This is a genomic window from Vibrio antiquarius, from assembly GCF_000024825.1.
GTDB lineage: Bacteria > Pseudomonadota > Gammaproteobacteria > Enterobacterales > Vibrionaceae > Vibrio > Vibrio diabolicus.
The window spans coordinates 569,317-584,962 of record NC_013456.1 but is presented as its reverse complement, the minus strand read 5'-3'; the positions used below and the strand labels follow the sequence as shown (position 1 = coordinate 584,962).

Here is a 15,646-nt window from a genome sequence, read left to right as displayed (position 1 = left end):
AGGTTCGCAATATTGCACTAAACTAAGGTACTCATACCGATATGATAGTAAGTAGGAATCCATTCGAACAGTTGCCAAGTCTCGCTGTCAATCCGGAAGACTTTGATGTTCTGTATTCAGCAGAATCATTCAGGACTCGTCTTTTGGATGCAATCAGCAAAGCAACGTCGCGAATTTACCTAGTCGCTCTATATCTGGAAGATGATGAAGCTGGACGTGAAATTCTCACTGCGCTTTATGAAGCGAAACAGCGCAATCCTGGGTTGGACATCAATATCTGTGTCGACTGGCATCGAGCGCAGCGTGGCCTGATTGGTGCGGAAACATCTGAGGGTAATTCTGCGCTTTACAAAGCGTATGCCAATAAGTACCAACACCCGATCCCTGTCTATGGCATACCTGTGCGTGGCAGAGAGGTTTTTGGGGTACTGCATTTAAAAGGCTTCATTGTCGATGATACTGTCATCTACAGTGGAGCAAGCTTAAATAATGTTTATCTGCACTATCACGAACGCTATCGCTTTGATCGTTACCATGTGATTCGACATGAGTCTCTAGCTAATTCAATGGTGCAATTCATTCAGGAAGAGATGATTGCTCACCCTGCTGTCAATGATCTTGCTGGAAAAGATAAGCCAGAAACCAAAGAAATTAAGTCGGCGATTCGTCAACTGAGAGCTTCACTTGCTCAAGCTAATTATAAGTTTGAAGACCAACCACCAACAGAGGAAAGTGTAAAAATCACCCCACTAGTTGGTCTAGGCAAACGCCGCAATCTGCTCAATCAACAGATTGTAAAGTTACTAGCGGCCGCCCAAAACGAAATCTTTATCTGTACGCCTTACTTTAACTTCCCTAAAGCGCTGCATCGTGAAGTGAAGCGAGCCATGAAACGCGGTGTGAAAGTAACTATTGTTGTGGGCGACAAGACAGCAAACGACTTTTATATTGCCCCTGAGGAAGACTTTAAAACCATTGGTGGACTTCCATATCTGTATGAAGTAAACCTACGCCGCTTTGCGAAAGCAAATGAAGCGAATATCGCTGCGCGTAAACTGTCAATTCACCTCTGGAAGCATGACAATAATAGCTTCCATCTCAAAGGCATTTGGGTTGATAAACGCTATATGCTACTGACGGGGAATAACTTAAATCCTCGGGCTTGGTCACTTGATCTAGAAAATGGACTTCTCATCCAAGACAATTATGCGAAACTCACTGATAAGTTCGAAGATGAGGTTTCGCGTATCCTTGAGCATACCCACCTTATCTGTACTTATAAACAGTTAGAAAAAGTGGAAGATTATCCGATAGGGGTGCAACGGTTAGTAAGAAAAATAACCCGCCTAAAAGCAGATGGGGTTTTAAAACGCATCCTGTAAGCATAATTAACTTCAAAGCTCAGCATTTTCCTGCTGGGCTTTTTTATTATTCCTAGATCCAACAGCTTAATACTCTATTAGACCTCTATATTAGTAGACTTCAGTAAATAAGCTTGCGAGACGCAACTTAACCCCAAACGCAACAACCTAGAATCTAGAAAGGCAATACATGCGTTAGTGGCTAGGTGCTTAATAACTCAGTCTTCCGATCTTACTCTTTCTTACACTACGCTAGTGAATAAGCTTTCTAACACGTAATAAAGGGGAGCTTTAATGAGTCAGCATAGGGGATAAAAACTAGCGCTCGAGACTGGGATCCTGTTCAGCAGGAACTGCGCAACACCTCACTCATGACAGGGCTTAGAAAGCATAGCGAGAGAGGAGCCTGCCTCTCGATGCAAGGTTTCAATATGGAAATGGGGTTAAGGGAAGTCGGGTAACCAAAACGAAAAAAGCCCCAGTCTTTCGACTGAGGCTTAATATAAGTGGCGGAGTGGACGGGACTCGAACCCGCGACCCCCGGCGTGACAGGCCGGTATTCTAACCAACTGAACTACCACTCCGCAGTGGTATCACTCGCTTGTAATCAGCAAGTGTCCATAATTTAAAGCCTGGCGATGTCCTACTCTCACATGGGGAAGCCCCACACTACCATCGGCGCTATTTCGTTTCACTTCTGAGTTCGGCATGGAAATCAGGTGGGTCCAAAACGCTATGGTCGCCAAGCAAATTCTTTAATTCGGAAAGCTGTTTCTTAATTCTCGTTCTTACACATTCAACGTTCTTTCATTGAGTCCATCAAAACCCCTTGGGTGTTGTATGGTTAAGCCTCACGGGCAATTAGTACAGGTTAGCTCAACGCCTCACAACGCTTACACACCCTGCCTATCAACGTCGTAGTCTACGACAACCCTTTAGGATACTTAAAGTATCAGGGAGAACTCATCTCAAGGCTCGCTTCCCGCTTAGATGCTTTCAGCGGTTATCGATCCCGAACTTAGCTACCGGGCAATGCGTCTGGCGACACAACCCGAACACCAGAGGTTCGTCCACTCCGGTCCTCTCGTACTAGGAGCAGCCCCTTTCAATTCTCCAACGCCCACGGCAGATAGGGACCGAACTGTCTCACGACGTTCTAAACCCAGCTCGCGTACCACTTTAAATGGCGAACAGCCATACCCTTGGGACCGACTTCAGCCCCAGGATGTGATGAGCCGACATCGAGGTGCCAAACACCGCCGTCGATATGAACTCTTGGGCGGTATCAGCCTGTTATCCCCGGAGTACCTTTTATCCGTTGAGCGATGGCCCTTCCATTCAGAACCACCGGATCACTATGACCTGCTTTCGCACCTGCTCGAATTGTCATTCTCGCAGTCAAGCGGGCTTATGCCATTGCACTAACCTCACGATGTCCAACCGTGATTAGCCCACCTTCGTGCTCCTCCGTTACGCTTTGGGAGGAGACCGCCCCAGTCAAACTACCCACCAGGCACTGTCCGCAACCCCGATAAGGGGTCGACGTTAGAACATCAACACTACAAGGGTGGTATTTCAAGGACGGCTCCACGCAATCTAGCGACTGCGCTTCAAAGCCTCCCACCTATCCTACACATGTAGGGTCAATGTTCAGTGCCAAGCTGTAGTAAAGGTTCACGGGGTCTTTCCGTCTAGCCGCGGGTACACTGCATCTTCACAGCGATTTCAATTTCACTGAGTCTCGGGTGGAGACAGCGTGGCCATCATTACGCCATTCGTGCAGGTCGGAACTTACCCGACAAGGAATTTCGCTACCTTAGGACCGTTATAGTTACGGCCGCCGTTTACCGGGGCTTCGATCAAGAGCTTCGACCGAAGTCTAACCCCATCAATTAACCTTCCGGCACCGGGCAGGCGTCACACCGTATACGTCATCTTGCGATTTTGCACAGTGCTGTGTTTTTAATAAACAGTTGCAGCCACCTGGTATCTGCGACTCTCAATAGCTCCATCCGCGAGGGACTTCACCGTCGAGAGCGTACCTTCTCCCGAAGTTACGGTACCATTTTGCCTAGTTCCTTCACCCGAGTTCTCTCAAGCGCCTTGGTATTCTCTACCCGACCACCTGTGTCGGTTTGGGGTACGATTCCTTACAATCTGAAGCTTAGAGGCTTTTCCTGGAAGCATGGCATCAATGACTTCACATCCGTAGATGCTCGACGTCGTGTCTCAGCCTTAAGAAGAGCCGGATTTACCTAACTCTTCAGCCTACGCACTTGAACCTGGACAACCGTCGCCAGGCCCACCTAGCCTTCTCCGTCCCCCCATCGCAATTGTAAGAAGTACGGGAATATTAACCCGTTTCCCATCGACTACGCCTTTCGGCCTCGCCTTAGGGGTCGACTTACCCTGCCCCGATTAACGTTGGACAGGAACCCTTGGTCTTCCGGCGAGGAGGTTTTTCACCCCCTTTATCGTTACTCATGTCAGCATTCGCACTTCTGATACGTCCAGCATGCGTTACCACACACCTTCAACCGCTTACAGAACGCTCCCCTACCCAATACTCAAAGAGTATTGCCGCAGCTTCGGTTTACTACTTAGCCCCGTTACATCTTCCGCGCAGGCCGACTCGACCAGTGAGCTATTACGCTTTCTTTAAATGATGGCTGCTTCTAAGCCAACATCCTGGCTGTCTGAGCCTTCCCACATCGTTTCCCACTTAGTAGTAATTTGGGACCTTAGCTGGCGGTCTGGGTTGTTTCCCTCTCCACGACGGACGTTAGCACCCGCCGTGTGTCTCCCGGATAGTACTTACTGGTATTCGGAGTTTGCAAAGGGTTGGTAAGTCGGGATGACCCCCTAGCCTTAACAGTGCTCTACCCCCAGTAGTATTCGTCCGAGGCGCTACCTAAATAGCTTTCGGGGAGAACCAGCTATCTCCAGGTTTGATTGGCCTTTCACCCCTAGCCACAAGTCATCCGCTAATTTTTCAACATTAGTCGGTTCGGTCCTCCAGTTGATGTTACTCAACCTTCAACCTGCCCATGGCTAGATCACCTGGTTTCGGGTCTATATCCAGAGACTGAACGCCCAGTTAAGACTCGGTTTCCCTACGGCTCCCCTAGATGGTTAACCTTGCCACTGAATATAAGTCGCTGACCCATTATACAAAAGGTACGCAGTCACAGGACAAGCCTGCTCCTACTGCTTGTACGTACACGGTTTCAGGTTCTATTTCACTCCCCTCACAGGGGTTCTTTTCGCCTTTCCCTCACGGTACTGGTTCACTATCGGTCAGTCAGTAGTATTTAGCCTTGGAGGATGGTCCCCCCATATTCAGACAGGATATCACGTGTCCCGCCCTACTCGATTTCACTGAATATGCGTCGTCAGTTACGGGGCTATCACCCTGTATCGCCAAGCTTTCCAGCTTGTTCACCTAACGCCTATAAAGCTTAAGGGCTAGTCCAATTTCGCTCGCCGCTACTTTCGGAATCTCGGTTGATTTCTTTTCCTCGGGGTACTTAGATGTTTCAGTTCCCCCGGTTCGCCTCGTTATGCTATGTATTCACATAACGATACTTACTTATGTAAGTGGGTTTCCCCATTCGGAAATCCCAGACTCAAATGGCTTTTACTGCCTAATCTGGGCTTATCGCAAGTTAATACGTCCTTCATCGCCTCTGACTGCCAAGGCATCCACCGTGTACGCTTAGTCACTTAACCATACAACCCGAAGGAGTTTCGAATTGATGTTAAACAACCAAAGTTGCTGTCTCATTATTTGAATGAGCGAGACAGCTTTCGATTTTGCCGGACTCAAATTCCAAGAACACTTGAATGTGTTATTAGTTGTATTCATAAATGAATACTTTGAGAACTTTACAAACAACAATAAATTGTTGTTTTGTCAGCTTTCCAAATTGTTAAAGAGCAATAATAGCTCGAAGCTTTCGCTTCAAAACCATCAATCTGTGTGAACACTCATCGCAATAATCATCGTATAAGGAGGTGATCCAGCGCCAGGTTCCCCTAGCGCTACCTTGTTACGACTTCACCCCAGTCATGAACCACAAAGTGGTAAGCGTCCCCCCGAAGGTTAAACTACCTACTTCTTTTGCAGCCCACTCCCATGGTGTGACGGGCGGTGTGTACAAGGCCCGGGAACGTATTCACCGTGGCATTCTGATCCACGATTACTAGCGATTCCGACTTCATGGAGTCGAGTTGCAGACTCCAATCCGGACTACGACGCACTTTTTGGGATTCGCTCACTTTCGCAAGTTGGCTACCCTCTGTATGCGCCATTGTAGCACGTGTGTAGCCCTACTCGTAAGGGCCATGATGACTTGACGTCGTCCCCACCTTCCTCCGGTTTATCACCGGCAGTCTCCCTGGAGTTCCCGACATTACTCGCTGGCAAACAAGGATAAGGGTTGCGCTCGTTGCGGGACTTAACCCAACATTTCACAACACGAGCTGACGACAGCCATGCAGCACCTGTCTCAGAGTTCCCGAAGGCACCAATCCATCTCTGGAAAGTTCTCTGGATGTCAAGAGTAGGTAAGGTTCTTCGCGTTGCATCGAATTAAACCACATGCTCCACCGCTTGTGCGGGCCCCCGTCAATTCATTTGAGTTTTAATCTTGCGACCGTACTCCCCAGGCGGTCTACTTAACGCGTTAGCTCCGAAAGCCACGGCTCAAGGCCACAACCTCCAAGTAGACATCGTTTACGGCGTGGACTACCAGGGTATCTAATCCTGTTTGCTCCCCACGCTTTCGCATCTGAGTGTCAGTATCTGTCCAGGGGGCCGCCTTCGCCACCGGTATTCCTTCAGATCTCTACGCATTTCACCGCTACACCTGAAATTCTACCCCCCTCTACAGTACTCTAGTCTGCCAGTTTCAAATGCTATTCCGAGGTTGAGCCCCGGGCTTTCACATCTGACTTAACAAACCACCTGCATGCGCTTTACGCCCAGTAATTCCGATTAACGCTCGCACCCTCCGTATTACCGCGGCTGCTGGCACGGAGTTAGCCGGTGCTTCTTCTGTCGCTAACGTCAAATAATGCAGCTATTAACTACACTACCTTCCTCACGACTGAAAGTGCTTTACAACCCGAAGGCCTTCTTCACACACGCGGCATGGCTGCATCAGGCTTGCGCCCATTGTGCAATATTCCCCACTGCTGCCTCCCGTAGGAGTCTGGACCGTGTCTCAGTTCCAGTGTGGCTGATCATCCTCTCAGACCAGCTAGGGATCGTCGCCTTGGTGAGCCCTTACCTCACCAACTAGCTAATCCCACCTAGGCATATCCTGACGCGAGAGGCCCGAAGGTCCCCCTCTTTGGCCCGTAGGCATCATGCGGTATTAGCCATCGTTTCCAATGGTTATCCCCCACATCAGGGCAATTTCCTAGGCATTACTCACCCGTCCGCCGCTCGACGCCGTTATCGTTCCCCGAAGGTTCAGATAACTCGTTTCCGCTCGACTTGCATGTGTTAGGCCTGCCGCCAGCGTTCAATCTGAGCCATGATCAAACTCTTCAATTTAAGATTTTGTTCGGCTCAATGAATACTGAACATTACATAAAGTAATGTTTGAATTGACTGTGCTGAATCCGAAGATTCAATGGTCACTTCGTTTCATTGAAACCTAATTTGAAACCGAAGTTTCTAATTGGATTATCATCAACGAGTGCCCACACAGATTGATAGGTTTATATTTTTAAAGAGCTTTTCTAACTTATCCAGCAACTTAGTTGCTCGTCGTTAGGGGTGCGTATCTTACTCCGCACCGTGAGAGAGTCAAGCATTTTTTCAAATTTCTTTTTCTCTCACTTCCGACTCGCTGTGTGACTTTCGTCTCACTCCGTGTCGGTGGATGCGCAGTATAGGGAGTTGAGAAATTAGTACAAGCGTTTTTTGCAAAAAAACTTTCAACAGGTCATTAGTTAGCCAAAAGCGTGATATTTGCATATTTCTTCGTCACATTTGAGACATATCACAGCAATTGGTTGGAAAAACACCAACCATATACGTAAGATTCATGTGTCTATTCTGTTAATGGACAATCGATCTCTTTATCACTATGTGTAGTAATTAAAATGACGTCTAAAAAAAATCTGATTTTATGTGCTGGGCTGGCCGTCGTTGGGGGAATCGTCTTCTCTCAAGTCACCATCCCACCAGCCTTGAGTTTTCTCATTGGTGTTATCGCTACTGCTTTTTTATTTTCATTTTCTAGCCAGACACCTTCTATTCAATCAACGGACTCGGATCCATCGACTAAAACTCTGTATGTCGGCAACCTTCCTTATAAGGCCAATGAGAGTCACGTTCGCGATTTGTTTGCTGAATATGGACAGGTCTATGCAGTACGCTTAATGAAAGATAAGCGCACTGGAAAAAGAAGAGGGTTTGGTTTTGTCGTGATGGCTGCGGCAGATGCCAAGCCAGCTATCGCTAAACTTAATGAAAAGGAATATATGGAGAGAACGCTAAAAGTGAGAATTGCGAACGATCCTAAACACCCGGATGGTGGTAAACCAGAACAGGATTAAAACCTAGCTCCTTTAAACAAATGTTCAGTGCATCTTCCTGCCAAGGAGTTGCACTGGCATAAATCGACTTACTTCCCTCTTCCGTATCCTCAATTTCATCACTTAATAGTAATGCTTTTACTCGACGTGCAATGGCTGCACCCGAATCAATTAAAGTAACGTCCTCACCCAAAGCTTGATGAATTTCCTCTTTGATTAAAGGGAAGTGAGTACAACCGAGCACCGCAACGTCTACTTTATCGCGAAGCGGAAGCAGGATTTTTGTCAGTTCGTCTAGAGAAACGCTGTTGCCTCGCAACTTCTCTTCGGCCATATCCACCAAGCGAGTGGATCCCAACAGCTCAACTGGTTTGCCTTGCGCAAAGTCTCGTATTAACTCATGAGTATATTGGCGTGTTACTGTCGCCGGCGTGGCGATCAGCCCCACCCCTTTTGATGCTAAAAGCGATGCGGGTTTAATCGCAGGGACAACACCAACAACGGGAATAGATAAATTTTCGCGTAGGGAAGGAAGCACTATGGTGCTTGCCGTATTACAAGCAATGACAACAATGTCGACTTGGTGTTCTTCGACTAATGAAGAGACCAGTTGGTTAACTCGTGAAATGAGTACCGCCTGATCGAGTTCACCATAAGGGTAAGCCTGATTATCGAATAAGTATAAGTAGTCAAGCTGCGGCAATAGGCGATGTATCTCTTGGAATACAGAAAGACCACCAACACCGGAGTCAAAAACTAGGACTTTTTTCTTACTTGCTACTCGCACGAGCCTTACCTAAAGAACAGAAACGTTGCGATCATACTGCTTAGATTTGTTTTGGCAATGCTTTAGCATGGTATCTTTGATGGCTGAATCTATCTCCAGATTCTACATCTCGCTTCGTTAGCTCGATATGCCCTTGAAAAGACGGCGAAGACGTGACCAGTGTGTGAAATTCACCATTTTCCCCACAGGGATCAATTTGACTTGGTAATGACTCTATTAGGACTTTGTCATACCAGCGACCACACCACTCTGGAGGGAGAACACTTCCGTCGATGGTGATCAACATCGTTTGAATACCACGCTCTATGATTTCCATCGCTAGTTTGTCGCTGCTCTCCCCTAATAGCGGAAAGACGCACTCCCAGCCAGCAGGTTCAATATAGCTGCGTCGGTACTCGGCAATGCCATTGCAAAACATATCGCCAAATGCGACAGCTTCTATGTTCAGACCACTACTTTGTAATGCATTAACGATGGTCGATTGATAAATGTCGTTACTTGGAAAGACTTCAGGTAGCTCGATAGTAATGAGCGGAAGCGCAAGTAAGTCTGCTTGCATTTGTACGACTTCAAGCGGAGTTGCTTGGAAAGGGACTTCTTTTCCTACGTAAGTCGTGTACAAACCGATAACTTGATAATTTGGATTCTCGTTAAGGCGCTCAAGCGTTAATGTCGAATCTTTACCACTGGACCAACTGATCACCACTCGCTTGGGTTTCTTCATTCGATTTTCCACCACAAAATATTAAAAACCGCCCGAAGGCGGTTTGTGCTCATTCACGATTAGAATTCGTAGCCAACGTTGAGATAGTACGCTCGCTCTGCAGCAGGGTAACCTTTTGCCATCTCATACTCTTCATCAAATAGATTATCGATACGAGCGCTAATAGAGGTCGACTCATTCGGATAGTAAGTCACCGCCGTATCAACCAACGAGTAAGAAGAAAGCGTAATATCTTGTGAAGGCCAAGTGCTGTAATCCACATCTGGACGCTTACCGACGTACTGATAGCTAACCGACCAGTCCACTTTATCGAAGCTCACTAAAGCGTTCCACTTATACATTTCTTTAGCGCGGCGCTGCAACTGATGCCCTTTATCGTCTTCAGCATCTTTGTAATCCGCACTCAACTGGTGCTGCACAATCCCTGTATCAAACTCAGCAACAAGCTCCACACCTTGGATATGTGTTTCACCATCGACATTCAAATATTTGTATGTCGTTGGATGGTAATCGATAAGATTCGTGATTTTATAGTCATAACCCGTGACGGACCAAAAAACGCCTTGGACATCACCGCTGAATGCTAGCTCCCAAGCATCTGACTCTTCCGGCTTAAGATCTTTCTCACCGTACGTTGGGTCATACTGTTGATATAGGTTTGGAGCCTTAAACGCAGTACCAAAAGAAGCTTTAACCCCAAACTCTGGCACAAACTGGTAACCAGCCGCTAAACTGTAAGTGAACTCACTACCGTATTCTTCGTTATCATCCAAGCGAGCACTGCCCTCAAGCATTGCTTTATCAATACTAGTGGTTGCCATACCAAACAGAGCGCCATTGGTACGATCAAACGTTTTATTCGCACTCTTGTCTTTATAAGACTCATTACGCCAATCAATACCACCAGCAAACGTCGTATTGTTGTTTAGCAAGTAACTGTTGGTCCACTGGACATTTTGCTGCTCAAGTTCATCTTCAGTACCTGAGTGTTTGCCTTTTGCTTGCTCATAGTTCCAAGACTTCTGTTTCTGTGCCGTTACTTGTAGTTCTGACATCACGTTACCAGACTGATACTTACCGCCCAGAGTGGCAGAAAGGTCGTCTTTTTCTGCTTCGTAATAACCGCGACTGCCGTAGCTGCTGTCATATTGATAAACATTTTCGTAAGCACGTAGGTTACCAAATACAGACCACTGGTCATTGAAGTTATGCACGTAACCTAGCAGACCATTCTTTGTATCAAAGCCATGGCGATCGCCGTCATTAACTCCCGGTACAGGACGAACGTTATAACCATCATCACTTTCACTACCAAGCGCGATATTCAGCTGGCCGCTCTCTGTGACTTTAATGCCAGATGCCACACTCAATTCTTGGTAATCTAAGCTACCTAAACCCGCACTTAACTTCGTTCCTTCTTCGTCAGCACGCGCAATGGTGATGATATTGATCACGCCACCAATCGCTTCTGAGCCATAAAGTGACGCACGCGCACCACGCACGTACTCAATCCGTTGAACGTAAGTAAGTGGGATTTGGTTAAAGTCCACAGCGCCCTTCGCTGCTCGTGCAAAACGTACGCCATCAACCAGGACTAGAACTTGGTCGGAACTGGTACCACGAACAAATAAAGACGCTAACTGACCACGACCACCATTTTGTGAAACTTGAATCCCCGTAAGACGACGCAATACATCTGGTAGGGTTTTCGCTTGAATGCGATCGATGTCTTGTCGAGTAACCACTTCGACATCTGCCAACGTACGGCTTTCGGCTTGCTCAAAACGGTTTGCAGTCACAACGATGGTTTCGTCAGTGGAGGTTTCTTGGGCCTGTAGATAAGAGACAGGTGAAAGCAGCGATGCCAAAGTGATCGCCAGTGCGGATTTTCTCATTGTATTGTCCTAAATCGCGTAATTCCTTCCGAGCCCTGTCGTCATGACAGTCCAGTGCTGTGGCTCAGTTGCTGGCAGGTATTCGGACTCAAGAGCACGGGTGTACCGCCTACTTGCTCGACTTCCCACATAAACTAATGCAGTGTCTGATGAGCGTTCGTTCTCTTTTACCGCTGCGCGTCAGTTCTGGATTCACACCAGATTCCCATTTCAGCCATCTAGATTGCTAGATAGCACCAGCTTGAGGCAAATATTATTCAGCTATTGATTATTTGTCCAGCCAATATTGCCCTTACAAGTTGTAACGTTTTGATTAATTTTGCTTTCTACTCTGTCTGTACGCACTATCTTTAAATCAATTCCAGTACAAAACTGGACATCCTATTGAGATTGAATAAAATCTGCGCTCTTAAATTGAATGCACCATAAAAGGTAAGATCATGGCTACTCTTGATGTAAACCCACAACGCTACCAAGAACAACTGGCTGAAAAAGTCGAACGTCTCACGGATATGTTCGCGCCATACAACATGCCAGAACTGGAAGTGTTTGAATCACCAGAGCAGCACTACCGCATGCGTGCTGAGTTCCGTGTTTGGCATGAAGGCGAAGATCTTTACTACATCATGTTCAACCAAGAAACTCGTGAGAAATACCGTGTTGACCAATTTCCTGCAGCAAGCCGTCTGATCAACGATCTGATGCCGCTATTGGTTGAAGCGATGAAAGACAACGACTCGCTACGTCGTAAACTGTTCCAGGTGGATTTCCTATCGACGCTAAGTGGTGAGATTCTGGTTTCACTCCTTTACCATCGCCAACTTGATGAAGAGTGGATTGAAAACGCGAAAGCCCTTAAACAGCGCTTAAATGATGAAGGCTTCAACCTAAACATCATTGGTCGTGCTCGTAAGATGAAGATTGTCCTAGACCGCGACTACGTGATCGAGAAGCTCGATGTAAATGGTCAAAGCTACATCTACCAACAAGTAGAGAACAGCTTCACTCAGCCGAACGGCAAAGTCGCAGAGAAGATGCTGGAATGGGCGGTCGACTGTACCCAAGAAAGCACTGGCGACCTACTAGAGCTTTACTGTGGTAACGGTAACTTCTCGCTGGCGCTGGCACAGAATTTCGACCGCGTCCTGGCAACTGAGCTAGCTAAACCATCGGTTGTATCTGCACAGTACAACATCGCTGCCAATAAGATTGATAACGTACAAATCTTACGTCTATCAGCAGAGGAATTTACTCAAGCGATCGAAGGTAAGCGTGAATTCCGTCGTCTACAAGATGCAGGTGTGGATCTGAAGAGCTACAACTGCAACACGATTTTTGTCGATCCACCACGTGCTGGGATGGATGCCGATACTTGTAAAATGGTGCAAGGTTACGAGCGCATCATGTACATCTCTTGTAACCCTGAGACTCTAAAAGAGAACTTGGACATTCTATGCGAAACACACAACGTGACGCGTTTTGCTCTGTTTGACCAATTCCCTTATACCCACCATATGGAAGCGGGCGTGCTATTGGAACGCAAAGCGTAACCCACCGCGTCAAATACAAAAAAAAGCGAGCTCAATGGCTCGCTTTTTTAATTTGATTCGTTTTGCTTATTCCGCAGAAGTCTTCTTGCTGACAAAACCTAGCTTCTTACCAATCCATGCGAGTAAGATCATTGAAACCATGATCGCAAAGAAGTTTGAGCCTGCTTCTGGGTATTGCGCTTTAATAAACGCAGAGTGACCAAACGCACCTACGAAGAAACACGCCAAGCCAACTAATGGGATATCTTCTGATACCGGGTTATTTAGGTACTCTTGGTAAAGAGCTTGTACAGCCAGTACGAGTGCAATCAATGGGAAGATTGAAAACGATACTTCACTCATGGTCAACCATGACAATAAAGCATCACCACACATACCTGCAACCAGTGCCAAAATCAGCGTTTTCTTTTCAGATTTATTTCCATTCGACATTATTCTATCCCGCCTTTTAATCGGTTACGTTCACGTTCTTTGCGATACCAATAGGCCCCTTTGGCTATCATTCGCAATTGCATGATCAATCGCTCGGCGAGTTCATCGCGCTCACGTCGATCTAAATCTAAAGCTTCAGCCCCCGAACTGAAAACCAAAGTCACAGACGCTTCTGCTTGAGTATACGCCTCTTCTCTGGTCACGCCGGTGCTCATTAAATACTCGGTTAATTCTGCCGCAAAATGCTGGATTTCTCGAGCAACAGCGGTACGAAATTCAGCAGAAGTGCCGGAGCGCTCACGCAACAACAAACGAAAAACGTTCGGACTACTTTCAATGAATTCCATAAAGGTTTCGACCGAGGTACGAATTACGCTACCTTCTTTCACAATACGTTGACGCGCCTGACGCATCAGTTGACGTAGTAGCAAACCGCCTTCATCAACCATGGTTAAGCCTAGCTCATCCATATCTTTGAAGTGACGGTAAAAAGAAGTCGGTGCAATCCCTGCCTCTCGGGCGACTTCTCGCAAGCTAAGGCTGGAAAAGCTGCGATCCGCACTTAATTGACTAAATGCCGCATCGATCAATGATCGACGTGTCTTCTCTTTTTGCTGTGCGCGGATTCCCATCGATTTCATTCTTAACTTGCTCTTTTTCTGTAGGGTACAAGAGCCTCAATATAACGCAATTTGCTCCTACGGAGAAAGATATGTTGCTTCGCTCGCTCTGAGCGCCGAGAACGTTACTATTGGCATGCATCTAATTGCAATGTTCTCGATGCAATTTATAGACATACAACATACCAAATCATCCTTTTGGTCGATTCTGCGTGATCACTTCCACTCTCTAACAGGCATGACGTGTACCAATAGAGTAAATGAGTTAAAATCGCGCTAAAGCAATGTTAAGCAAATATAACAAGGAAGGCATCATGGCGCATGTTAATCACTATGACGTGATCGTAATCGGTAGTGGCCCTGGCGGAGAAGGGGCTGCAATGGGATTAACCAAAGCGGGACTGAATGTTGCCATTGTCGAGAAAGAAAGCAGTGTCGGCGGCGGTTGTACTCACTGGGGTACTATTCCATCAAAAGCGCTGCGTCATGCCGTTAGCCGCATCATCGAATTTAATAGCAACCCGTTATTTTGTCGAAACAACACCAGCGTTCATGCAACATTTTCTGACATTTTAGATCATGCTAAATCGGTCATTGATAAGCAAACTCGACTTCGTCAGGGCTTTTATGACCGTAACTCATGCACACTTTTGTTCGGAACCGCGCGATTTATCGATAACTACTCAATTGCAGTAATGCAAAGCGACGGCACAGAAGAAATCTATTCAGCGGATAAGTTTGTCATCGCGACGGGTTCTCGTCCGTATCAGCCTAACGACGTTGATTTCTTGCATGAGCGCATCTATGACAGTGATTCCATTTTGAGCCTGAAACACGACCCTCGCCATATCATCATTTACGGTGCGGGCGTTATCGGTTGTGAATACGCTTCTATCTTCCGCGGCCTTGGAGTGAAAACCGACCTTATCAATACCCGCGACCGCTTGTTGGAGTTTTTGGATAACGAAGTGTCAGATGCGCTGTCTTACCACTTCTGGAACAGCGGTGTGGTAATTCGTAATGATGAAACCTATGAAAAAATCGAAGGCACAGAAGATGGCGTGATTATTCACCTACAATCTGGCAAGAAGATGAAGGCGGATTGCTTGTTGTATGCAAATGGTCGAACAGGTAACACCGATAAGTTGAATTTAGGTGCAGTTGGTCTGGAAGCGGACTCTCGCGGACAACTAAAAGTAAACCGTAACTATCAAACCGATATTGAACACATTTATGCTGTAGGCGATGTCATCGGTTACCCTAGCCTTGCAAGCGCCGCTTATGACCAAGGGCGATTTGTCGCACAAGCCATTACGAAAGGTCAGGCAGAAAACTATCTGATTGATGATATTCCAACAGGTATCTACACCATCCCAGAGATTAGCTCTGTGGGTAAAACCGAGCAAGAGCTAACAGCTGCGAAAGTACCATATGAAGTAGGACGCTCTTCCTTCAAGCACCTAGCTCGTGCACAGATCGCAGGGAAAGACATCGGCAGCTTGAAGATATTGTTCCATCGTGAAACCAAAGAAATTTTAGGGATTCACTGTTTTGGCGAACGTGCCGCGGAAATTATCCACATCGGTCAAGCCATTATGGAGCAAAAAGGCTCAGCGAATACCATCGAGTATTTCGTCAATACCACCTTCAACTATCCGACGATGGCCGAAGCGTATCGTGTCGCTGCATTGAATGGTTTGAACCGCTTGTTCTAATCTATGCTTCTTG

9 protein-coding genes, 1 tRNA gene, 3 rRNA genes and 1 riboswitch are annotated in these 15,646 nt (G+C 46.8%); of the genes, 4 read left to right on the top strand and 9 right to left on the bottom strand.

The window, feature by feature from the left end:
- Positions 1-41: 41 nt before the first annotated feature.
- Positions 42-1,382, top strand: a complete 1,341-nt coding sequence (pssA, locus tag VEA_RS02810) for a CDP-diacylglycerol--serine O-phosphatidyltransferase (protein ID WP_006742762.1) — start codon at positions 42-44, stop codon at positions 1,380-1,382.
- 486 nt (positions 1,383-1,868) lie between these two features.
- Here pssA and VEA_RS02805 read toward each other — a convergent pair.
- The 4 genes from VEA_RS02805 to VEA_RS02790 form a co-directional block, all read right to left on the bottom strand.
- Positions 1,869-1,945, bottom strand: a tRNA-Asp gene (locus tag VEA_RS02805).
- A gap of 46 nt (positions 1,946-1,991) precedes the next feature.
- Positions 1,992-2,108, bottom strand: a 5S ribosomal RNA gene (gene rrf / locus VEA_RS02800).
- 93 nt (positions 2,109-2,201) lie between these two features.
- A 23S ribosomal RNA gene (locus VEA_RS02795) occupies positions 2,202-5,090 on the bottom strand.
- Positions 5,091-5,368: 278 nt separating this feature from the next.
- A 16S ribosomal RNA gene (locus tag VEA_RS02790) occupies positions 5,369-6,921 on the bottom strand.
- The 16S, 23S and 5S rRNA genes sit together here with 1 tRNA gene alongside, the layout of an rRNA operon.
- A 554-nt stretch (positions 6,922-7,475) precedes the next feature.
- Here VEA_RS02790 and VEA_RS02785 point away from each other — a divergent pair.
- Entirely contained in the window at positions 7,476-7,931 is a 456-nt protein-coding gene (locus tag VEA_RS02785; RefSeq protein ID WP_031780357.1) for an RNA-binding protein, read from the top strand.
- Here VEA_RS02785 and murI read toward each other — a convergent pair.
- From murI to btuB, 3 genes are read right to left on the bottom strand one after another with little or no spacing between them, the layout of a single operon-like run.
- Positions 7,894-8,697 carry a glutamate racemase gene (gene murI, locus VEA_RS02780; RefSeq protein ID WP_012841305.1) on the bottom strand — a complete coding sequence of 268 codons (804 nt, stop codon included), beginning with the start codon at positions 8,695-8,697 and terminating at the stop codon, positions 7,894-7,896. The two genes, VEA_RS02785 and murI, sit on opposite strands and share 38 nt — an antisense overlap.
- 40 nt (positions 8,698-8,737) lie before the next feature.
- Positions 8,738-9,421 (bottom strand): Dph6-related ATP pyrophosphatase, encoded by a 684-nt coding sequence (locus VEA_RS02775; protein ID WP_012841304.1) that lies wholly within the window; start codon positions 9,419-9,421, stop codon positions 8,738-8,740.
- 59 nt (positions 9,422-9,480) lie between these two features.
- Positions 9,481-11,316 carry a TonB-dependent vitamin B12 receptor gene (btuB, locus tag VEA_RS02770; protein WP_012841303.1) on the bottom strand — a complete coding sequence of 612 codons (1,836 nt, stop codon included), beginning with the start codon at positions 11,314-11,316 and terminating at the stop codon, positions 9,481-9,483.
- Between the two features lie 56 nt (positions 11,317-11,372).
- Positions 11,373-11,570: riboswitch (cobalamin riboswitch) on the bottom strand.
- 186 nt (positions 11,571-11,756) lie between these two features.
- On the opposite strand from btuB, the gene trmA reads away from it, so the two are divergent.
- Positions 11,757-12,866, top strand: a complete 1,110-nt coding sequence (gene trmA / locus VEA_RS02765) for a tRNA (uridine(54)-C5)-methyltransferase TrmA (RefSeq protein ID WP_012841302.1) — start codon at positions 11,757-11,759, stop codon at positions 12,864-12,866.
- Between the two features lie 66 nt (positions 12,867-12,932).
- Here the strand turns inward: trmA and VEA_RS02760 are convergent, their stop codons facing one another.
- Both VEA_RS02760 and fabR read right to left on the bottom strand, forming a co-directional pair.
- A complete protein-coding gene (locus VEA_RS02760) occupies positions 12,933-13,298 on the bottom strand; it encodes a YijD family membrane protein (protein WP_005378634.1) in 366 nt (121 codons plus the stop codon).
- Positions 13,298-13,939 carry an HTH-type transcriptional repressor FabR gene (gene fabR / locus VEA_RS02755; RefSeq protein WP_005378632.1) on the bottom strand — a complete coding sequence of 214 codons (642 nt, stop codon included), beginning with the start codon at positions 13,937-13,939 and terminating at the stop codon, positions 13,298-13,300. Before fabR ends, VEA_RS02760 begins: the two co-directional genes overlap by 1 nt.
- 293 nt (positions 13,940-14,232) lie before the next feature.
- On the opposite strand from fabR, the gene sthA reads away from it, so the two are divergent.
- Positions 14,233-15,633, top strand: coding sequence for a Si-specific NAD(P)(+) transhydrogenase (gene sthA, locus VEA_RS02750; protein ID WP_012841301.1), 1,401 nt, complete (start codon positions 14,233-14,235; stop codon positions 15,631-15,633).
- The last annotated feature ends 13 nt before the right edge of the window (positions 15,634-15,646 follow it).

Coding starts and splice junctions, on each gene's coding strand:
- trmA (WP_012841302.1), top strand. CDS start 11,757: ATGGCTACTCTTGATGTAAACCCACAACGCTACCAAGAACAACTGGCT.
- sthA (WP_012841301.1), top strand. CDS start 14,233: ATGGCGCATGTTAATCACTATGACGTGATCGTAATCGGTAGTGGCCCT.
- btuB (WP_012841303.1), bottom strand. CDS start 11,316: ATGAGAAAATCCGCACTGGCGATCACTTTGGCATCGCTGCTTTCACCT.
- VEA_RS02785 (WP_031780357.1), top strand. CDS start 7,476: ATGACGTCTAAAAAAAATCTGATTTTATGTGCTGGGCTGGCCGTCGTT.
- VEA_RS02775 (WP_012841304.1), bottom strand. CDS start 9,421: ATGAAGAAACCCAAGCGAGTGGTGATCAGTTGGTCCAGTGGTAAAGAT.
- pssA (WP_006742762.1), top strand. CDS start 42: ATGATAGTAAGTAGGAATCCATTCGAACAGTTGCCAAGTCTCGCTGTC.
- fabR (WP_005378632.1), bottom strand. CDS start 13,939: ATGAAATCGATGGGAATCCGCGCACAGCAAAAAGAGAAGACACGTCGA.
- VEA_RS02760 (WP_005378634.1), bottom strand. CDS start 13,298: ATGTCGAATGGAAATAAATCTGAAAAGAAAACGCTGATTTTGGCACTG.